Origin of the sequence: Halalkalibacter sp. AB-rgal2 (assembly GCF_041821005.1) — a bacterium.
In the GTDB taxonomy this organism is placed as follows: domain Bacteria; phylum Bacillota; class Bacilli; order Bacillales; family Bacillaceae_D; genus Halalkalibacter.
The window spans coordinates 76,335-96,085 of sequence record NZ_JBGUAV010000001.1; the positions used below are offsets into that span (position 1 = coordinate 76,335).

Consider the following 19,751-nt stretch of genomic DNA (forward strand, 5'->3'; position numbering starts at 1 on the left):
CTAAACCACCTCCATTACACCAATCTCTAGTAGAATAACTCCTACTATGATAAGTCCTACACCGAGAACCTGTACTCTTGTCAGAGTCTCTTTAAAGAAAATCCAACCCCAAATGGCAATGAGTGTAACTCCAACACCAGACCAAATAGCATACCCTATACCAATATTCAACCCGAACTGAAGACTAACCGCAAAGAAAAAATAAGCAGCAATAATCGTAACAATGGTAATACTGCTAGGGATCATTCTTTTAAATCCGTCTGAATATCGGCTAGAAATGGCTCCTGTCAGTTCAGCAAGAATGGTTAATGCTAAAAAAAGGTGAACCAATTAAATCCCTCCTTTGTTAAATCTCTTTTAGTATAGATAGGATGCTGTATTATGTATAATGATTATTAGTGATTAGGCTATCAATACAAATGATGGTTTATGAGGGGGTGTAAATATGGAGCTAAGCGATTTAAAAGTATTTCAAGCGATTGCAGAAGAAACAAGTATTTCAGGTGCAGCAAAACGTTTGGATTATGTTCAGTCTAATGTCACGACAAGGTTACGTAAGTTAGAAGAAGAATTAGGCGTACTCCTTTTTCATAGAAGTGTGAAAGGGATAGCCATTACAGAAAAAGGTGAGCAATTTAGACAATATGCGGATACCATTTTAAAAATGGCTGAAGAAGCAATTACTGTAATGCAAGATGAGGAAATGCCATCTGGAACTCTGCGAATAGGTGTCGTTGAAACGGTCACATGTGGAAATTTCATGAATCTCATCTCTTCTTATCAAACATTATATGAACAAGTAGCGCTTCGTATAGAAACGGGAAATCCTTTCGAATTAATGGAGAAGGTGAAGAATTATGAATTAGAAGCTGCCTTTGTAACAGGTGATTTAACTTCAATAAACTTTACTTTTGATTATGTACAAACGGATGAAATGGTACTCTTATCAAAAACGGAAATGGACGTACCTTCATTATCAGAGCAAAAATGGGCATTGTCACCAAAGGGATGTCCGTTCAGAAGGAAATTAGAACAATGGTTTCAAGAGGATGCAATCGTATTGAATGATTTCATGGAAATCAGTTCACTTGAAACGATTTTGAGTAGTGTAAAGGAAGGGATTGCAGTTACCATTTTGCCAAAATCAGTATTAACAGGTTCTTATGAAGATTTACATGTTACTGCTATCCCTGAACAATACCGAACGATTGAAACAGGATTGATCAGAAGAAAAGAAAAATATGCAAGTCAGGCATATAAAGCCTTTGCAGAGTTAGTGAAGGAGCAAGGGTTATAATACAAAGAGAATGTCTTTTCAGTGTTGGGATGATGATTGTAGAAAACAAATTACTTAAGGATATTTTCTCTCTAAAGAAGCAACACGTTGAGTTGAATAAAATTCTAAGATCCTATAAGAAAAACTTCTTAGCAAAATGAGCAATCCACAAGAAATATCGCCTAAAGGAAACGCTTATGATAATTCTATAAGAAAATTCTTACAGAAAGGAGGAGGTTAACACATTTGAAAAAGGAAGTGCTTCACTTTAAAGGTGGCCACAACATTGCTTTTAAGCTTCCTAAGTTTAAGTGTGATGAAACAGTAAAGTTCTATTTTAAAACAAAACCATATAAATAGAAGAGATGAAGTCGAGATCCATTTCCATGAGAATTCAAACGGCTACTCGGTTTTCGAGCCTTCTGAAACGATTGTTAGAATGAACCCTAAGAAATAGGAAGCCATGGCTAATCAAAATAACAGGCACGAAAAAGTCTATTTATACTTTTTCTGTGGCCTTAATATGGGAGGTACAAAAAATGTCTGTTAAAATACGCCCTTATTTAATGATGAATGGTAATGGTAAGGAAGCAGTACAATACTATGAAAAAACGTTAGATGCAGATGTGCTTGAGCTCATTACCTATGGGGACATGCCTGATCCCCCTTCAGCTGATCTAAATGGTCTAGTGGCGCATGCGAAATTAAGTCTAGCAGGGTCAGAAATCTTGCTCTCGGATAGCCCTAGCACGATGCCTGTCCAGCAAGGGAATCAAGTGACGATTTGTATTTCTACAAATGATGTGGAAAAATCCAAAAAGTTTTATGACGCTTTGCAGCCGGAAGGTCAAGTGAAGATGCCGTTTCAAAAAACGTCATTTAGTCCTGGTTACGGTAGTTTAACAGATAAATTTGGTGTGACCTTTTTAATTGATACGGAAGTCGACAGTATGCATTAAGCATGTTATTATTAGAAAAAATGTAGACCGCATGTTAAATTATGGTTCACGATCTTATTATATTTAAGAAAGGGGTATCCAAGTCATGAAGAAACGATCACTTTCATTTTTATCTATTGGTTATGGATACTCTACTGCCGTTTTTTTCTAAAATCATTTTAAAGGGTGAAGTGTGTCTAAAAATGATGGAGAAAAAAAGGGTAGGAATACGAATATAATGGGGTAGATACTGTGCAAGATAGCAAAATAACGAGAAAAAACCCAACAAATGTGCCTAAGCCAGTTGGGCATTACACGCATATAACGAAAATACCTAGAAATGCAGATTTATTTGTTACGTCTGGTCAAATTGGGATTGATTCAAATGGTCAATTTCCAGAATGTTTGAATGAGCAAATCTCTAATACGTTCAATAATATTAGAAGAGTGTTAGCATCTGAACAATTAGAAGCAACTAATATTATAAAAGTGAATATATGGGCTACGGAAAAAATTGATTGGGATTATATGTATTCCGAGTGGGGTCAATTATTCGGTAATGATTACCCTGCTATGACTGTCGGATATCTTTCTGAGTTAGGCTTGCCTGAAATAAAAGTGGAAATCGAAATTTGGGCAGCTAGCATTTAATATTTACACACTTCATCTAAACCATGGAAACGTCTCAATGAGATGTTTCCATGGTTTGTTTGGCTGGATACTAAATATCGAAGTTATAGAGTAATGGCTACGGTCGTTATGTTAATTGAGAAGAGGCTGGGACAAAAGTGGTTTAACTAAAAGAAAAGCCGAACAATGATAGATGGAGGACGTAAACCGCTCCTGAAATATACTTCGCTTTCCGCGGGAAGCCGGTGAGCCTCCTCGTGCTTCGCACTGCGGGGTCTCACCCTTGGCTTGTCATCCCGCAGGAGTCTACGTATATTTCATCCGCTACGTTCATCTTTTGTTCGGGTTTCCAGATAGACACTTTAGTTATGTCCCAGCCTCAAAGAGATAAGACTCGTGTTTTTATGACAATAGTTGAATGGATTCTCTATTAAAAGCGGGCATGTCGTCTGGTTGTCTACTAGTGACTAGCTGGTTACCACAAACGACGACTTCTTCATCATGCACTTTCGCACCCGCGTATTCTAGGTCCATAAGAATGGATTTAAATCCAGTTGCATCTCGACCTTCAAGTGCTTTTGCAGTAATTAATAACTGAGGTCCATGGCAAATGGCGAATACGGGCTTCTTTTCATCCATAAAGTGCTTAGCAAATGCCACAAAGCGGTCATCTCCTCGTAGCATATCTGGTGAAAAGCCACCTGGAATAAATAATGCATCAAAATCTTCAGGTGACACATCATCAATTCCGTGGTCAATTGTAACCGTTACATCGCCTTGCTTACCTTGCACTTTGTTGTCTGCTTCCTTTTCAATTGTGACGACCTCGTGCCCTGCTCCTTCAAATTCTTCTACTGGTGAAGTATACTCAACATCTTCAAACATGTCTGTGATGACTGTTGCGATTTTAGCCATTTTAAAAACGCCTCCTTAGGTAAATGATTATCGTTATAGTCTTCTTTACCACAAAGAAGTTATATGCAAACATTACCTACCTGAATAATTCACAGAAAATCGATGATAGTATACAATCGCCTATCGAATAGGCAATTTGCGTATTCCCTTTGGAAAAGTATAGCTGCCGGAAATGCGATAATGAACGCAACGAACCAGGATTTTAGCCATGTGACTCACCCAAAAGATTCAAATCCGACATCAGTACTACCATTACTAATGAAATAATACATGACATGGTCAGCGCCATTATTCCACGCTTCATACTTTCTTTTCAATACTAATAAAATCACCTCTCTAACAACGGTAGGGAATTCATGGTAGCAAGCACTTTAATGTGGTATAGTAACAAAAAATATACCATTGGGTTGTGTTCTAATGTAGACGTATCCTTTGCAATGTGTTGAAACTAAAAAAGTGATGGAGGTTATTTCTGGAAAGTGGGAGCCGGTCATTTGGTTTCATTTGTTATATGGCGGAACGATGCATGTCGGTAAATATGAATGGGGATCATTCACATCTAGTATATAATCGAAATGTTATTAAATGAAGAATACTGAACTCGTAATATGCACTAATTATTTGCACATACACAAAAGTGATTTTACAACGAATCGCTGAAGAGTTACTACCACCCACACTGTCTTCTTTCACGAGACTCTCGTCCAAAAGAGGCACGATAGTCAGCTTAGTAATGATTTCTGGATCTTTGTAAAAGGAGTTTTAAAATGACAAAAACCTATTTTATTTGGCTAATGATTCATTTTGCTGTATGGTTCCTTATATTTACGGAAGGGACATTCATGATTGATGAAATGCGATTAATTAGTATGTGTCTCTACTTTATCCTCTTATTTTCGGTTCCTCTATTTAGAGAAAAGCCAATCGTGCAATTATTACTATTCTGCATCCAGACACTAACGACTGTTGTCATCTTTTATCCGATATACTATGAGCTGAATCTCTCTGTTTTACTTATTCATCTGTTGCTTATAGCGGAAGCTGTCTATTATCTATCGCGTTTGAGGAGTCTAATGGTAGCAGGGATTCAATTAGGGTGCTTACTGTTTCTCGTTTTTGTAGCGGATATTTCTATCTCCGAGCTCTTATGGGGCAGTATGCTTTATTTGTTATCCATCTTCGCTTTGTTCTATTTTCAAACGATACATAAGCGAATGCAAGAAGTTCAAGTGAAAAATGATACATTATTAGATGAGTATAGAAAGATGAAAAGACAGCTTGTTACAGAGGAGGAGCAGGTAAGGCAGGATGAGCGGATGATGATTGGTCATGAAATTCATGATTCTGTTGGACATAAACTGACGGCGCTGCTTATGCAATTTGAAGCATTTCGTTTGACAGCACCTGAACAGGATAAAGAAAAAATCGAGAAGCTTAAAGGACTTGCTCAGCAAAGCTTGGAGGAAACAAGGCGAGCAGTGAAATCCTTTAAACAGAAAGAAGTCGGAGGACTACAGGGTGTCATACAATTAATTAGAAAGTTAGAAATGGAAAGCTTCATGAAAGTCAATTTTTCGGTTAAGCATGGTGCGTTTGCTGCACCGATAACTGGCGAGCAATCCTTTGCGATCTATCGTGCGGTACAAGAAGCACTGACGAATATTATGAAGCATAGTTCGACAAGATCGGCACAGGTCATGTTTGAATCGCCTGGTGGGAGTATTTTTCGTTTTGAGGTGGTCAACTTAGCACCTCCTAATTCCTTTTTTCAAGAGGGGTATGGATTGAAGGCTATGCGGGAGCGATTGGAGCAAGTCGGTGGTTCATTAGACATTATCCATGATGAACGTCAATTCGTAGTAAGAGGAAGTATACGGTTAATTGAACGGAGAGGATAGGATGATCAAAGTATTGTTAGCAGAAGACCAAGTGATGGTGCGCCAAGGCTTGAAAGCGATGGTGGAAACAGACGAAGAAATTAGTGTAAAGGGAGAAGCAGATAATGGTAAGGAGGCGGTCTGCCTATGTGAAAAGCACTTTTTTGATGTAGCGATTTTAGACATACGGATGCCTGAGATGGATGGGATTGCAGCAGCAAAGATTATACGTTCTCGTTTTCCTCACATAAAGATCCTTATGCTCACTACGTTTGATGATAATGAATTAGTTGTGGAGGCCTTAAAGTTAGGGGCTAGTGGTTATATGCTGAAAAATGGTGATACACAATCACTAATTCGTTCGATAAAAAGTGCGATGAATGGTGGACTTTCCCTAGAAGATAAGGTGGCGGCTAAGGTCATGCCTACCTTACTTCAAAGCCAAGAGGAGGAGACCGTAGATCCAACTTTAACTCCAAGAGAAAGAGCGATTTTAACGTGTATTGGTGAAGGATTAAATAATAAAGAAGTAGCAGAACGTTTAGGCTTGTCAGTCGGAACCGTTAAAAATCAAACGAGTCATATTTTTGATAAATTACAATTAAGAGACCGAACGCAACTGGCGATTTATGCGATTAAACATCGACTCGTATGATAACAATAAAGTGACAAAAGTCATAAGTGATGCAAAGGAACGTTACCAGAGTCAGTAGTGACTTTGGTTTTTTTGTTTTATCATGCAAATAAGAGAGTTGAGAAACCTTAAGGAGGCAATACGAAATGCTTGAGACCATTCATTTAAGTAAATCATTCAAAGGGAAGAAAGCCGTACAGGATGTCAATTTATATTTGGATCATGGTGAATCAGTCGGATTATTAGGGCCAAATGGCGCTGGAAAATCAACGACCATTTCAATGATGTCTAGTTTGATTAAGCCTACTAGTGGTGAAATTAAGCTCAATGGTACGAACATTATTCATAAGCCAGGAGAGATTAGAAAGGTTTTAGGTGTTGTACCTCAGGAGTTAGCGATTTATGAGGAGTTGTCAGCCTATGAAAACCTGAAATTTTTCGGATCCATTTATAAGTTAAAAGGAAAGGAATTAGAAAAGAGTATTGAGAATGCTTTGGAAATTGTTGGGTTGAAGGATCGACAGAAGGATTTGGTGAAAACTTTTTCTGGAGGGATGAAACGAAGAATAAACATTGCAGCCGCCTTGCTACACCAACCGAAAATACTCATTCTAGATGAGCCCACTGTTGGAATTGATCCACAATCGAGAAATCACATTTTGGAAATGGTTCGCATGTTAAATGAAAAAGAAGGAACAACGGTTTTATATACAAGTCATTACATGGAGGAAGTGGAACAGCTTTGTGATCGGTTGTACATTATGGATCACGGTGAAATTATTGCTGCTGGAACGAAAGAGGAGCTGCTTAGCATTTTATCGACAGAAGATACGATAAAAGTAGAGCTAAGTAAAATGGACGAAGCCTTCGTTGATCGTGTGAAGGTAATTGAAGGTGTTCGTAAAGTCGAGGCTACCCATGTACAAATGAAGATCATTGCAAAAAAAGGAAATGATTTAATTAGAGATCTTGTTCATCTTACTGATCAGTATCAAATCCAAATGATTAATTTCCATCGAGAGACTCCTAGCTTGGAGGATGTATTTCTTCATTTGACTGGTCGGACATTAAGGGATTAAGGAGGTGTAGGCATGTGGAGCTTTATCAAGAAGGATTTGTTACTATTTTGGCGTGATCGTAAGGAGCTTGTTACGATATTAACATTACCGATTGTTTTAGTATTAGTCATGAATTTTGCTTTTTCTGGAATGTTTGGTAGTGATGATGAAGAGCAGCTAGACCTACAGTTGGCTATTGTCAATGAAGATGATGAAAGAGAAGGTCTCGACATCTTAGAGGGAAAGTTGATGGCAGTGTCATCTAGTGAAGACGATGTGATGCAATTTGTAGAATATGCTAGCCATTTACGCCCAGCGTCACTACTATTTGATTATTTCAATAGTGATGAGTTGTCCGAGTGGTTAACTGTTCATGAGCTACAGGAATCCGAAGCTGTCGCTAAAGTCGAAGAAGGGGATTTAGACGGAATCCTCGTTATACCGGATGGTTTTACTGTAGACAGCTTGTATGCTGTGTTTGTAGGTGAACCATCGACGACGTCACTTATTTACAAGATGGAAAGAGAGACCATTAACAGTAGTACGATCTATCAAATTGTTCAAGGTTTTATTGAACATATGAATAATGAGTTTGCTTTACAGGAAATAGGGGGAGCTGCGGAGGCGGAAATTCTATTGCCTGAAGGAGGCTTTGAAGCAGTAGGAGCAGGAGAACGTTTTACGGTATCACAATATTCTACGATCGCGATGGGGATCTTGTTCTCTTTATTTGTAGCTGTAACGGTTGCTACGAAAACAGGAGAGGAACTCAGGCAACAAGTCATTAATCGAATCCTTTTGACGAATAGTCATCCACTACAATTTTTGCTTGGGAAGATAGCCTCAACGTTTTGCTTAGTTTGGTTACAAATTATGTTTGTTTTTGTACTGTCTCATTTTATTTTAGATGTTTTCCCTGATCGTACGATAGCTTTTTGGTTTGGTGTTGTTGGGATTGTGATGGTATTATCATTAGCGATTGCTGGCTTAGCTGCCATGTTTACGAGCATTTCGCTAAGAGTAAAGGACCTTAATGCAGCAAGTGGGATATTTATGATTGTTTTATTACTATTCGGTATGAGTGGTGGGAATTTTGTTCCCGTTTTTATTTTACCTAACTGGTTACAAGAACTGGGCGAATGGACACCGAATGGGCAATCTTTAGTCATCTTAACGGAGTGGGTTCAATTTGAACAGTTCTCCACGATTTTAACACCAAGCCTGTTATTAATAGGTCATTTTCTACTATTTACGACCATTGCATTAGCGTTATATCCGAAAAGGGGGAAGACGAATTGAATTCTGTAATTTGGGCACAGTTTGCCAAAGATAAACGAAACCCTTTAGTGATACTATTATTTATTGCTGGTAGTATTCTCATGACTCTCTTATTTGCTGGAGGTGTGTATTCTCCGACAACGGTTTATGTATTTAGTGAGGAAGAGAATGCCACAGAGATTGAAGAAAAATGGGAAGAACTACTAAATGTTGATGATTCATTTCAGTTTGTCATCGTGGAATCAGAGCAAGCTCGTGATGATGTGCAAAGTGGAAAAGTCGATGTAGCAGTAAAACTAATGGAGCAGGATTATCGCTTAGTAATAGCAAGTGAGCTTCCAACGATTCCTTATGTACAACAGCATGTAGATAAGGTATTTCAGCGGGAGGCACAAATAAGTGCCATTGCTAGCTCTAGTAATGATGACCAGGTTCGAGAAGAAATTGAGAGCTATCTAGCTAATGCTCCGTTTCAGTTAGAGACTCAGGGGCTTGAAACGGAAGAGATTCCGCAATTTAATATGAGTACTCAGTTATTATTTGCATTTACTTTTTTTGTATCGATGTTTATTCTCGGTTTAAGAGTAAACAATGTGACAAGCGACAAAGTTTCAGGAGTTTGGGATCGGATGATTTTATCTCCTTTGAGTAAAACGAGTATGTATTGCGGTTATATTATATATAGTTTTCTTATTGCTTTATTTCAAGTCACGGTCGTTTTGCTCGTGTTCAAATATATGATGAATTACGAAGTGGGTGACAACCTTTGGTTAATCATATTGATAGCTACATTCTTTATTTTTAGTATGATTAGCATAGCTATGCTGATAACAGGATTTGTCAAATCGCCAGAGCAATTTTATGCGATTTATCCATCAGTCATACCACTTCTACCGCTAATTAGTGGAGCTTATATGCCACCAGAGACGATTACACACCCTGTGTTAGTGTTTGTTGCCGATCTATTTCCGTTTTCACATGCGATGGATGCAGTGATGTCTGTTGCTTTCTATGGTGCAGGTTTTCAGGACGTGATCATGCAGCTTGTCATCATGCTGTTAATAGGTGTGATCGCAATGGGGGTTGGAATTAACCTGATTGAGCGTAGGAGTTAGTAGTTGGAAACGTCATGAGAATTCCTCTCATGGCGTTTTACTTTGATTAGATAATTAGAATGTATAAAATTCATGTAAGGAAGTGTGAGAAGAAGCTAGCGGGACAATTCAATGAAGGCTTAAAGTTAGTTCACCTAAGAAGGGACATCGCTGTTTCTGTCGAAGTTAGTATACGTTGTAGATAAAAATTTCAAAGGATGATGATGATGGTCTATGTCGCTCTGCTTCGCGGGATTAATGTGGGTGGGAAAAACAAAATAGACATGAAATTGCTTAAACAAACGTTCGAACAAGCTGGAATGAATCATGTCGTAACATACATTAATACAGGTAATATTATTTTTACGTATGATGATCGATCAAAAAGAGAGTTAGCACATTTATTAGAAGAAGTGATCCATAATGATTTTGAATTGCCAATCAAAGTCGTCTTACGAAGTTTTGATGACATCAGAGAAATGATACATGCTATTCCAGAAACATGGAAAAACGACAAAGACATGAAAAGTGATGTTATGTTCTTATGGGATGAAGTTGATGATGAATCGGTACTTGGAAAGTTGGTCATTAAACCAAGCATTGATATAGTAAAATATGTACCTGGTGCGATACTCTGGTCGGTTGATAAAGAAAATATAACAAAAAGTGGTATGTCGAGAATCGTGGGATCTAAGCTATACAAACAAGTGACAGTAAGAAATGTCAATACCGTTCGCAAGATTTATGAACGAATGCAAGCTCAACCTACTACAATTGAATAAAGTATTTTAGGTTATCTTAATAGGTCATGCTAGGCCTTTAAGGTAACCTTTTTTAATGGATTCGTTACAAGTTCTTCTGAAAGAATCCCACTTTCAAAATAACTTGAACCCATTGTAACGACTATACACGACGCAATTAAGAAAAGACGCTACGCGTTTTTCTTAACACATACATGATATCTTGTATTTCATCCAGTAGAAAAAGCGTCTTATCCCATTTATAACAAAGAGGGACGTTTCTGATCATACTATATATACAAAGGAAGGAGGAGGTTAAGATTGTTAACTTTAACGAATATCAATAAAAGCTATGCTAGTAAAAAGGCATTATCTAATGTGTCATTGAATATTTCGAATGGAGTTTGTTTTGGGTTAGTTGGTCCTAACGGGGCAGGTAAGTCAACCTTGATTAAAGTGATCTCTTCGGTCATTAGAGATTACAAGGGAAAGGTTCAGCTTCCGAAAAATCAAATGAAGATCGGTTATGTCCCGCAGGATATTGCATTAGAGGAAACGGTGACGGCTTATGATAATTTACGATTTTTCGGAAATATTTATGGGTTGAGAGGAAAAGAGTTATTAAAACGTGTGGATGAAGTCTTATTGGAGATTGGGCTGAAAGAGCGAGCGAAGGAAAAGGTGATCACCTTTTCTGGTGGGATGAAGCGACGCTTAAATATTGGATGTGCGCTTTTGCACAAACCAGATCTTATTATTATGGATGAGCCGACTGTCGGTGTTGATCCTCAGTCGCGCCGATACATTTTTGAGATGGTGGATCAATTAAAGAAGCAAGGAAGCACGATTATATATGCAAGTCATTATATGGAAGAAATTGAGCAAATATGTGATGAGGCAGCATTTATTGACAACGGTCAGATTATTGAATGTGGGGGAATTAACCAATTGCTTTCTGAACACGCAACTCCATCTATTTATGTAAAAGGAGAAAACTGTATCCCTAGTCAATTAAATCAGACTAATATAGTAAAAGACAAGGATGGCGGATGTGTGATAACGACTAAAGATCCACTTAGTACGATGGAGGAAGTGATCAACTTCTGTAAGAAGGAAGATGGACGGATTGAACGTTTAGAACTTGTTCAGCCAAGGTTAGAGGACATTTTCTTTTCATTAACCGGAAGTAAACTAAGAGATTAGTGAAAATAGGAGGAAGGTGATAACAAATGAATGCGATTATGAAATTAGAGTTGAAGAAAAACCTTCAAGATAGAGGCCTTTTATTTTGGACGATTATTTTACCTATTGCTTTTACCGTATTATTCATATCTGTATTCACGTCTGGTACTAGTGAAGCAGAGAGCGAACAAGTGATATTATCAATCGTACCAGGGTATACAATTATGTTTATTTTCTTTATTATGATATCAATGACTGAATCTTTTATTAAGGATCGCAATATTGGTATGGTTGCTAGAATGGCTAGTACCCCATTGTCATCGTACAGCTATTTATTAGGAAAATGGGTCTCTTATATGTACATCGTTATGTTACAAGTGTTAGTATTGTTGATGTTTGGAAAGCTTGTATATGATGTACCATTAGAACAACCTATCTTTTTACTTGTTATTTTCATAACCTTGACATTTACAGTGACAGGACTTGGACTGGCACTTGCGATGATGGTTAAAACAAATAACATGGGAGTTGCTTTGACACAGGTTATCGCTTTGGGAGGTGCAGTGCTTGGAGGGCTATGGATGCCAATCGATATGATGCCTAATGTGATTCAGACAATAAGCTTGTTTTTGCCGCAATATTGGGGACATCAAGCTGTTCAGGAAGCCATGGCAGGCACACTTCAGATAGGAGAATTCTTTCGGACAATCGTTATTCTGTTTAGTTTTGGTATCGTAGCTTTTGTAATAGCGTTAGTCTGTTATCCGCACTTCTTAAAGCGAGCAAAGGGATAGTTGCAAAGGGGGCTTAATGGTGAAGGTAAACATCGATATTGATGATAAACACTCTGAACCATCTATAACAATTAAGACGAATGAGTGGACGGAGGAGCTAGAGGAAATCGTAAATATTATTAAAGGGAAAAATCGGAGACGACTGTTTGGGTTTGAGTCCGATCAGACCGTACTGCTTGACCCTAATGATATTGATTTTATCTACGCAGAAAATAGAAAAGTTTTTGCGTGTATGGAGAGTCGTCGTGTCGAGTTAAGAATGAAGCTCTATGAAATTGAAGAAATTTTAGCCCCCTTTCATTATATGCGCTTTTCTAAGTCTGTTATCGGTAATCTCAATCATATTGACCGTTTTGAATTATCATTCAACGGGAACCTTTGTGTTTATTTTTACTCCGGGAACAAGGAATATATTTCTAGGAATTTTGTGAATCCTATCAAAAAGAGATTAACGATAGGAGGGAAACTATGATAGTAGAAGCGGTAAAACGAATGATGACAGGAATTGCTTTTGGTGGGTTGATCACATTCATCGTACTAACGATCATACACTTTAATGATATAGAAACCACTATTTTCTACGTGTGGGCTTCAATGCTTTGCTCTTTTATTATCGGTATTTATTTTGGTTTGTCTTCCTTTATTTTTGAAGCGAATGATTGGAGTTTATTAAAACAGACAGTCATCCATTTTATGATGTCGATTAGTTTTTACTTCATTATTGCTTTGATTGTTGGTTGGGTGCCCCTAACGGTTCTTGCTATTCTGTTGACTAGCCTTATTTTTATCCTCTTTTATGCACTCATGTGGACTGGCTATTATTTGTACTACAAAAGGATTGAGAAATCGATGAATGACAGTCTTTCGAAAAAAGATTAGGGGAGAGGCTTTGTTTTTAAGGAGGCTAGTTCTTAAGAAAGTAGGAAGCAATGTTGAAAGAGAGTGTACGAATCGTTTAATTGTTTCGTGCACTTTTCGTTATTTAGGAATGATGTAGAGCATTGGTTATCTCAACCAATTGGAAATCTCACATATAATATCTATAACTATATACGACTATTTGTAAAACTAAACTGCCACAGCCTGTTGAATTCAGGGCTATGGCAGCGTAAGTATTTTTTCTTGTCCCGTTTTAAAGGGACGGTTCAAATGTTCTCAAAGGTGTTTTTAATAAAAGAAGTACAAGTGAATCACTAAAAGGACGATTAACATTAATCTTGCTCATATTCAATAATGGCTTCAATAGATTGGTGTGAATTTGATCTTTCCACAAGGTTTCCAACAAGCTTTTCTCCGTCACGTCCATAGGCTTCACGAATGGTTTCCCATTGATTGTGATAAGGACTGAAACGCAAGGTGAAATACGGCTCTTCTGAGTACGTGTATTCAATTTTTAATTCAAAAGTTCCGTCAGGGTTTACCCTTGTTTCGTCTTCACGACCCCATCGGTCTGAATAAAAGCCTGTTATCGCACTACCTTCCAATAAATTCGTTCTTCCTTCTACGTAGAAAAAATCGCCATCTTCTGTTACTTCATCCACTTCTATCCAAACTCGAGGGTCACCTGCATCCTCAGGAGGTTCTCCCCATTCAGGTTCACTAAATTCATGCTCATTCTCTTCGTCTAGTGCGAGCAGTGGTAAACGAATTTCGGCTTTTTGATAAACACGTTCAAGGTCCCAATGCTGTGCTAGATACACATATGGACCTTCCATTAATTCACCAGTTTCACCATAGTGCTCAAGTATTTGTTCCTCTTGCATACTATGATAAAAGTCAAATGTAATCACAACCTCAGCATCTCCATACTGGTGATGTTCTAGCTCCATATTAAAATGCCCTTTATTATCTACAAGTTCAGTAGTGTCAGAAAATATTTCGTTTTCGTTAACAAATAACGTTCCTGTCACTCTTGAGCCTTCAATCAAATTAGTGCGACCATCAATTAATATGCGATCGTCCTTTTCAATCACATTACCGCCTAGATAGACATTCGTGTCACCTAATGAGTTCCCGCAGCCTGCTAACAATAAAAATGAGCCTAGAATCATTAAGAACATGATTCGACTTTGATACGTATTTGGCATTTGTGTCACCTATTCCTCGTCTTCTTCCGAATCTACATCTTCATCAAAATCTAAATCCTCTATATTATCTAAGTCTTCGTCACTATCTTCCAGTGTGTTTGGTTCGTTACTGCTACTGCTTTCAGAACGTTTCTCATCCCATGGAATTCTTTTTTCTACATATTGTCTATCAGTGTTATATTTATTAGTTTGTACAAGGTTACCAACTAGTCTTTGGCCGTTCGCACCATATGCTTCTTCTATTTCGTTCCATTGGGGATGACTGTAAGGTTCAAACGTAATAACGATATCGTGATCCTCTAAATATTCATAATCAAATTTAAAATTAAATGATCCATCTGGTAGAACTTGGGTAGTGTCGCGGTTGTTGCGGTATTCAACTTTTATTTCACTACCTTCTAATAAGTTACTGCGTCCATGGACGTAAAAGTATTCGCCATCTTCTGTAATGTCGTCAACCTCAATCCAAACACGAGGATCACCGTAATCTTCTGGAGTGTCATACCACTCTGGCGCTTTGATGACTAAATCATTATTACCTTGTGGATCATAGGCCACTTTTGCTTCAGCTTTTTGATAAATAGTACGTGATACACTATGTCTGTAAATAAAGGGTCCGTCTAAATTTTGGCCTCTATCGCCATAATGTCTAATTACATGATCTTCTTGAACACTATCAAAGTCCATGCGAACGATAATTTCTGCTTCACCATATTGATGATGATCTAACTCAATATAAAAACTACCATCCTCTTGGACAAGCTCGGTACTGTCTGAGTAGATAGTCTCACCTTCATCTACAAGTACTTCTCCGATAAGGCGTGAACCAGGAATTAAATTACTTTGTCCTTCGATAATAAACGTTTGGCCTTCCTCAATGACACGGCCACTAAAATCAATGACATAATCACCTAATGTAGTTTGTTCCGGACTCTCTGACTCAGAATCTTCGTTTTCTACTGCATCATCTTCTTCATTTGTTGCTACATCCTCTTCGCCTTTTCCGGCGTCACCTTCAGTTTCACTTGTATCTGTACCGCATGCCGTAACTAGAACTAAAAGAAAGGCAACTAGCAAACTTCCTAACCATTTATAGTTTTTTAGCATAAGATATGGCCCCCTGAATTATTTTAAATTGATGACAATTTCAACTCTGCGATTTTTCGCTTGCCCTTCTTCTGTATCATTTGAAGCAATGGGTCTGTCTGCACCCAACCCTTCCGTTGTGAAGGTTACTTCGCTTGAATCGAGTTGGTCCTCTAAATAGTCTCGAACTTCATCTGCTCTCTTTTTCGATAAGTCTAGATTATATTGATCATTTCCAATATTATCGGTATGTCCGTAAATAACAATATCAAAATCCTTTTTATTAAAGGAATTTTTTAAAGTCTCGCCAATTTCTTCGAGCGTTTCTTTTGATGAACTCTTTAATTCATATTCATCAAAATCAAATAGAACATTATCTGGAACTAGCATAGTGACTTCTGATCCATCAATCGTCAATTCAACGTTATCAGGTACATCAATTGTCGTTGATTCCTGTTCGATATATGTTTCGATAAATTGTTTATCACTATATTTATCAGGAACGACTAAATTACCAACTAGCTTCTGTCCTCTTGAACCATAACGTTCTTGTGTTTCATTCCACTGGGTAAAGTGACTTGGATCAAAACGAATGGTAAAGCTGGAATCCTCCTTATATTCATAAGGAACTTTTAAATAAAATGAGCCATCAGGCAAAATGCGTGTTTCATCTTGACGACCTCTATTACCAAAAGAAACAAAAATTGTTGCACCTTCACTTAGATTACTTCGTCCTTGTAAATAATAAAATTCACCGTCATTATTGATTTCATCAACTTCAATCCAAACACGGACGTCACCCATATCTTCAGGAATAGGGTGCCAATTTGCTTCTCTAAAGTGACGAATGGCTTTTTCCTCACTCGGCTCAAATGAAGCCACCACCATCGCTTGATTGAAAATATTTTGTGGGTTTCCGCCCCCTACTTGACCTTGGTGCCTATATATATATGGACCTTCTAAGTTCTGACCACGATCGCCATAATGGCGAATGATTGCTTGATCCTGCTGACCATCAAAGTGAAATCTCACTCGTACAATTGTTTCCTCGCCTAAATTGTGATTGTCCAGCTCTATATAAAATTCTCCGTTTTCTTGAACAATCTCTGATGTATCATTAAAAAAGACTAAGTCGTCTTCATCGCCAACGAGAATTTCTCCGAAAATACGAGCACCTGGAAGCAAATTACTTTCCCCGTAAATAATGATTTGATCCTCGGTTTCGAGCATTTCACCTCCCATATAGACGCTATAATCACCTATATCATCGCGCTTCTCCTCATCTTCAACAGGCTCAGTCTCGCCCACTGATTCTGATTCTTCCATTAACGACTCCTCTTCTTCAATCGAATCGGTTGTTTGATCTTCTTTCGTTTCTTCATCTACTTCTACATCAGGTTCCTCAGGTGTTTCATCAATGACTTGATGATCCTCATCAAGACTCGTCTCTTGTTCAGACCCACAACCTACTGTGAAGAAAACAATAAAAAGTAAACAAACAGTAAGAGTCACCCTATCCATATCGTAACCTCCTCATTTGAAAATGACTTGAATGATTAATTTTACAAAAAATGACACAATATGACCATTTTAAATCATAGCAAATTGTATAATTTTAGGCATGAGTACAATTTCATGCTCTTTTTTTCATAGTTTTTTAAAAAATCAGAATCTCCCTTTAGAGAGCTTGTTCAAAAAGCACCTCAAGAAGCAAGGGAATGGCGCCGTTCGCTACGTGTCTTGTGGGGAGAAAACCCTCCCCACAAGATTTTTAAAAGATGTAGCGAATACGATTGATACTAAATGAGTGCGTAGATTGAATCGTTCCACTTTCGAAACACTCAAACCTTTGTAACAGCACAGCGCAACGCAATTAAGAAAAGACCGCGGCACGGTTTTTCTTAGTTACTCTTCTTCTCTAAGAATCCGTCCTTCGATGTGTTTTCGTTCGAGTTGGTGCTTCGTTTTACGGTAGTCTACCGATTTGAAGATAATATCGAAATCATAGTTTGGTGGGTAGAGCTCGCTCGCACGGATATGAAGAGTTAAACGTTTATGGTTAATGCGCTGCTTTTCCCCTTTGATTTGCACAACGTAGTTTCCTGTCTCGTCAGGTCCTTTATAGACGATACCAACGGCACCATATGGAGAAACGGTCACATTGTCTCCTTGGTCGAATAAGGGGATTGGTGATTTTTTTGCTTTTCGTTCTGTGCGCATATAGTTGGTTGTACGTAATTGATTTTCGTAACGGTGCTTTTGCTTTTGATCGATATCTGTTATGGAATATCGGGTTTCATTAAATGGATTACCTGTTAGCTGTCGAGCCTTATGAATGAGCGTTGGATGGAGACCAAGCTTGAAGGCAATATCGAAAGCTTGACTATTGCCCATTTCCCCCAATAAGAGGCGATAGGTTGGCTGAAGTGTCTTTACATCAAATTCCATCGATCCATTCAAAAAGCCATCGTGCGTCTTAGAAAGGGTCTTTAACTCTCGGTAATGGGTTGTCGCTAAAATCGTTGCGCCTTTCGCAAAAAGTTGTTCCAAAAGAACTTGTGCAAGAGCCATTCCTTCGTTTGGATCAGTTCCCGATCCGAGCTCATCCACGAGCACTAATGTTTGATCATCGGCGTTTTCAAGAATGTGAATAATGTTAGTTAATCTTGAACTGAATGTGCTTAAATTTTGTTCGATGCTTTGACCATCACCGATGTCAACAAATAGCTTCTGAAACACGTGAAGCGATGTCTTAGATCCAGCAGGGATCATCAAACCTGTCTGAGCCATTAAGGTAAGAAGCCCAACCGTTTTTAATGTCACCGTTTTTCCACCTGTATTTGGACCCATGATGATAAGTGCTCGCTCGTGAACCCCTAACGTTAAGGAGAGAGGCACCGCTTGCTCACCTAATAGAGGATGGCGCGCTTCATCGAGGTGGATCAAGTATTCTTCATTTAAAGCGGGGATGGAGCCGTCGATGGTTTGACCGTATTTCGCTTTAGCAAATAGGACATCATAGAAATGCATAATGTCTATTGCTATGTTCAACTCTTTTTCAATATCTAGAATACTTGCGGTTAATGTATAAAGGATTGTTTCTACTTCGTAGTTCTCAGCAGCAAGCAGGTCATTCAATTCATCGTATAGTGCTGTCACTTCTTTCGGCTCCATAAACACGGTCGCTCCTGAAGAGGACGTGTCAATGATAACGCCGGAGACTTTAGAACGAAATTGCTTTTTGATTGGGATGGTGAAACGTCCATTCTTTTCTACGATGATGCTCTCTTGAAGATACGGAGCAAGCTTTTTTGAGCGACACATAGTTTCTGCCTTTTCCCTTACCTCTGCTCGTTTTATCCGAAGGTGTCGTCGGATGGTTGCCAGTTCTGGTGTGGCATGGTCATCAATTTGGCCGTTACGAAGGTTGCGTGCGATTTCACTTTCGATAGTAGCCATGTTTTCGATTGATTGTACATACGTCGCGACGTTCGGAGCTACTGTCTCTTTATCGCGCATAAACATTTTAAGCTTGCGGCAATGCTCGAGAAAGGAAAGGACACGCTGGAGCTGACTTGGTTGTAAAAATAACCCCTTTTTCGCTTGCTCTAGGTAGGAGGTCATATCGTCAAGCGAATGAATCGGGACACTCGAGTTGATTTCGAGAATTTTGGAGGCTTCGTGTACCTCATTTAGCATGTGTTCAATACGCTTTTTGACAAGCTCTGGTTTACTCTTCTTAATCGTTTCCTTTGCCCGTTCTGTGTAGGCAAATGAAGCCACGGTTTTTAAAATGTGCTGGTAGTCGAGTTGTTGAAGGGATCTATTGTTCATAATAAGAATTATCCTTTCTGTATAAAAATGTACACAAAAAACGCCTCAAGCAATCGCTTGAGGCGTTCGTTCGCCCTTTACGTTGAATAGACCCCAAAAGTGTCAGACAGGTGTCTAAAATTGCTCGGTTCTTAACTAGTACGAAAAGGTAGCACAAATAAACCGACGAGCTGTCGATTTTTTTGACCGATTCGTACGTATCCAATTACGGATTAGTTAAGAACACTCACACTCATAAAACAAACTCCTTTATGCCCCGTTCTAATGGAGCAATCAACGTAAAGGTTGTGTAATTACTCAAAGTGTATACATGTATCTTACTTTTGTC

General features: G+C 38.4%; 20 protein-coding genes. 14 read left to right on the forward strand and 6 right to left on the reverse strand.

What is annotated here, in order from left to right; all coding sequences use genetic code 11:
• Nucleotides 1–330 carry a DMT family transporter gene (locus ACERJO_RS00400; protein WP_247105136.1) on the reverse strand — a complete coding sequence of 110 codons (330 nt, stop codon included), beginning with the start codon at nt 328–330 and terminating at the stop codon, nt 1–3.
• A gap of 115 nt (nt 331–445) precedes the next feature.
• On the opposite strand from ACERJO_RS00400, the gene ACERJO_RS00405 reads away from it, so the two are divergent.
• The 3 genes from ACERJO_RS00405 (at nt 446) to ACERJO_RS00415 (ending at nt 2,865) form a co-directional block, all read left to right on the forward strand.
• Nucleotides 446–1,297 (forward strand): LysR family transcriptional regulator, encoded by an 852-nt coding sequence (locus ACERJO_RS00405; RefSeq protein WP_373646234.1) that lies wholly within the window; start codon nt 446–448, stop codon nt 1,295–1,297.
• 518 nt (nt 1,298–1,815) lie between these two features.
• Nucleotides 1,816–2,235 (forward strand): VOC family protein, encoded by a 420-nt coding sequence (locus ACERJO_RS00410; RefSeq protein WP_247105138.1) that lies wholly within the window; start codon nt 1,816–1,818, stop codon nt 2,233–2,235.
• 231 nt (nt 2,236–2,466) lie between these two features.
• Complete coding sequence (locus tag ACERJO_RS00415; RefSeq protein WP_247105139.1) at nt 2,467–2,865, forward strand: RidA family protein; 399 nt, start codon at nt 2,467–2,469, stop codon at nt 2,863–2,865.
• 381 nt (nt 2,866–3,246) lie between these two features.
• Here ACERJO_RS00415 and ACERJO_RS00420 read toward each other — a convergent pair whose 3' ends face one another.
• Nucleotides 3,247–3,759, reverse strand: coding sequence for a type 1 glutamine amidotransferase domain-containing protein (locus tag ACERJO_RS00420; RefSeq protein WP_373646235.1), 513 nt, complete (start codon nt 3,757–3,759; stop codon nt 3,247–3,249).
• Between the two features lie 432 nt (nt 3,760–4,191).
• Between ACERJO_RS00420 and ACERJO_RS00425 the strand changes: the two genes are divergently transcribed.
• From ACERJO_RS00425 to ACERJO_RS00475, 11 genes are all read left to right on the forward strand, one after another.
• Nucleotides 4,192–4,329, forward strand: coding sequence for a hypothetical protein (locus ACERJO_RS00425; RefSeq protein WP_247105141.1), 138 nt, complete (start codon nt 4,192–4,194; stop codon nt 4,327–4,329).
• A 197-nt stretch (nt 4,330–4,526) separates the two neighbouring features.
• Entirely contained in the window at nt 4,527–5,657 is a 1,131-nt protein-coding gene (locus tag ACERJO_RS00430) for a sensor histidine kinase (protein WP_373646236.1), read from the forward strand.
• Nucleotide 5,658: 1 nt separating this feature from the next.
• Nucleotides 5,659–6,291, forward strand: a complete 633-nt coding sequence (locus ACERJO_RS00435; protein WP_247105143.1) for a response regulator transcription factor — start codon at nt 5,659–5,661, stop codon at nt 6,289–6,291.
• 125 nt (nt 6,292–6,416) lie between these two features.
• Complete coding sequence (locus ACERJO_RS00440) at nt 6,417–7,349, forward strand: ABC transporter ATP-binding protein (RefSeq protein WP_247105144.1); 933 nt, start codon at nt 6,417–6,419, stop codon at nt 7,347–7,349.
• Nucleotides 7,350–7,361: 12 nt separating this feature from the next.
• Nucleotides 7,362–8,627, forward strand: a complete 1,266-nt coding sequence (locus ACERJO_RS00445; protein ID WP_373646237.1) for an ABC transporter permease — start codon at nt 7,362–7,364, stop codon at nt 8,625–8,627.
• Nucleotides 8,624–9,721, forward strand: coding sequence for an ABC transporter permease (locus ACERJO_RS00450; protein ID WP_373646238.1), 1,098 nt, complete (start codon nt 8,624–8,626; stop codon nt 9,719–9,721). The genes ACERJO_RS00445 and ACERJO_RS00450 overlap by 4 nt, the downstream gene beginning before the upstream one ends.
• 206 nt (nt 9,722–9,927) lie before the next feature.
• The gene (locus ACERJO_RS00455; RefSeq protein ID WP_373646239.1) at nt 9,928–10,482 is read left to right on the forward strand and encodes a DUF1697 domain-containing protein; all 555 of its coding nucleotides are present in this window, start codon (nt 9,928–9,930) and stop codon (nt 10,480–10,482) included.
• Between the two features lie 279 nt (nt 10,483–10,761).
• On the forward strand, nt 10,762–11,643 hold the full coding sequence (locus tag ACERJO_RS00460; protein WP_373646240.1) for an ABC transporter ATP-binding protein: 882 nt from the start codon (nt 10,762–10,764) through the stop codon (nt 11,641–11,643).
• Nucleotides 11,644–11,669: 26 nt separating this feature from the next.
• Nucleotides 11,670–12,416 carry an ABC transporter permease gene (locus tag ACERJO_RS00465; RefSeq protein WP_373646241.1) on the forward strand — a complete coding sequence of 249 codons (747 nt, stop codon included), beginning with the start codon at nt 11,670–11,672 and terminating at the stop codon, nt 12,414–12,416.
• Between the two features lie 19 nt (nt 12,417–12,435).
• Nucleotides 12,436–12,888 carry a LytTR family DNA-binding domain-containing protein gene (locus tag ACERJO_RS00470; RefSeq protein ID WP_247105150.1) on the forward strand — a complete coding sequence of 151 codons (453 nt, stop codon included), beginning with the start codon at nt 12,436–12,438 and terminating at the stop codon, nt 12,886–12,888.
• Nucleotides 12,885–13,295, forward strand: coding sequence for a DUF3021 domain-containing protein (locus ACERJO_RS00475; protein ID WP_247105151.1), 411 nt, complete (start codon nt 12,885–12,887; stop codon nt 13,293–13,295). The genes ACERJO_RS00470 and ACERJO_RS00475 overlap by 4 nt, the downstream gene beginning before the upstream one ends.
• A gap of 332 nt (nt 13,296–13,627) precedes the next feature.
• On the opposite strand, the gene ACERJO_RS00480 is transcribed toward ACERJO_RS00475, so the two are convergent.
• From ACERJO_RS00480 to ACERJO_RS00495, 4 genes are all read right to left on the reverse strand, one after another.
• Nucleotides 13,628–14,503 (reverse strand): hypothetical protein, encoded by an 876-nt coding sequence (locus tag ACERJO_RS00480; RefSeq protein WP_373646242.1) that lies wholly within the window; start codon nt 14,501–14,503, stop codon nt 13,628–13,630.
• Between the two features lie 9 nt (nt 14,504–14,512).
• On the reverse strand, nt 14,513–15,610 hold the full coding sequence (locus ACERJO_RS00485) for a hypothetical protein (RefSeq protein ID WP_373646243.1): 1,098 nt from the start codon (nt 15,608–15,610) through the stop codon (nt 14,513–14,515).
• An 18-nt stretch (nt 15,611–15,628) separates the two neighbouring features.
• Nucleotides 15,629–17,110: an OmpA family protein gene (locus ACERJO_RS00490; protein WP_373646244.1), complete on the reverse strand. Its 1,482-nt coding sequence runs from the start codon at nt 17,108–17,110 to the stop codon at nt 15,629–15,631.
• A 384-nt stretch (nt 17,111–17,494) separates the two neighbouring features.
• Nucleotides 17,495–19,423: an endonuclease MutS2 gene (locus ACERJO_RS00495; protein WP_373646245.1), complete on the reverse strand. Its 1,929-nt coding sequence runs from the start codon at nt 19,421–19,423 to the stop codon at nt 17,495–17,497.
• Nucleotides 19,424–19,751 lie beyond the last annotated feature (328 nt).

Coding starts and splice junctions, on each gene's coding strand:
- ACERJO_RS00405 (WP_373646234.1), top strand. CDS start 446: ATGGAGCTAAGCGATTTAAAAGTATTTCAAGCGATTGCAGAAGAAACA.
- ACERJO_RS00410 (WP_247105138.1), top strand. CDS start 1,816: ATGTCTGTTAAAATACGCCCTTATTTAATGATGAATGGTAATGGTAAG.
- ACERJO_RS00420 (WP_373646235.1), bottom strand. CDS start 3,759: ATGGCTAAAATCGCAACAGTCATCACAGACATGTTTGAAGATGTTGAG.
- ACERJO_RS00430 (WP_373646236.1), top strand. CDS start 4,527: ATGACAAAAACCTATTTTATTTGGCTAATGATTCATTTTGCTGTATGG.
- ACERJO_RS00435 (WP_247105143.1), top strand. CDS start 5,659: ATGATCAAAGTATTGTTAGCAGAAGACCAAGTGATGGTGCGCCAAGGC.
- ACERJO_RS00440 (WP_247105144.1), top strand. CDS start 6,417: ATGCTTGAGACCATTCATTTAAGTAAATCATTCAAAGGGAAGAAAGCC.
- ACERJO_RS00445 (WP_373646237.1), top strand. CDS start 7,362: ATGTGGAGCTTTATCAAGAAGGATTTGTTACTATTTTGGCGTGATCGT.
- ACERJO_RS00455 (WP_373646239.1), top strand. CDS start 9,928: ATGGTCTATGTCGCTCTGCTTCGCGGGATTAATGTGGGTGGGAAAAAC.
- ACERJO_RS00465 (WP_373646241.1), top strand. CDS start 11,670: ATGAATGCGATTATGAAATTAGAGTTGAAGAAAAACCTTCAAGATAGA.
- ACERJO_RS00475 (WP_247105151.1), top strand. CDS start 12,885: ATGATAGTAGAAGCGGTAAAACGAATGATGACAGGAATTGCTTTTGGT.
- ACERJO_RS00480 (WP_373646242.1), bottom strand. CDS start 14,503: ATGCCAAATACGTATCAAAGTCGAATCATGTTCTTAATGATTCTAGGC.
- ACERJO_RS00485 (WP_373646243.1), bottom strand. CDS start 15,610: ATGCTAAAAAACTATAAATGGTTAGGAAGTTTGCTAGTTGCCTTTCTT.
- ACERJO_RS00490 (WP_373646244.1), bottom strand. CDS start 17,110: ATGGATAGGGTGACTCTTACTGTTTGTTTACTTTTTATTGTTTTCTTC.
- ACERJO_RS00495 (WP_373646245.1), bottom strand. CDS start 19,423: ATGAACAATAGATCCCTTCAACAACTCGACTACCAGCACATTTTAAAA.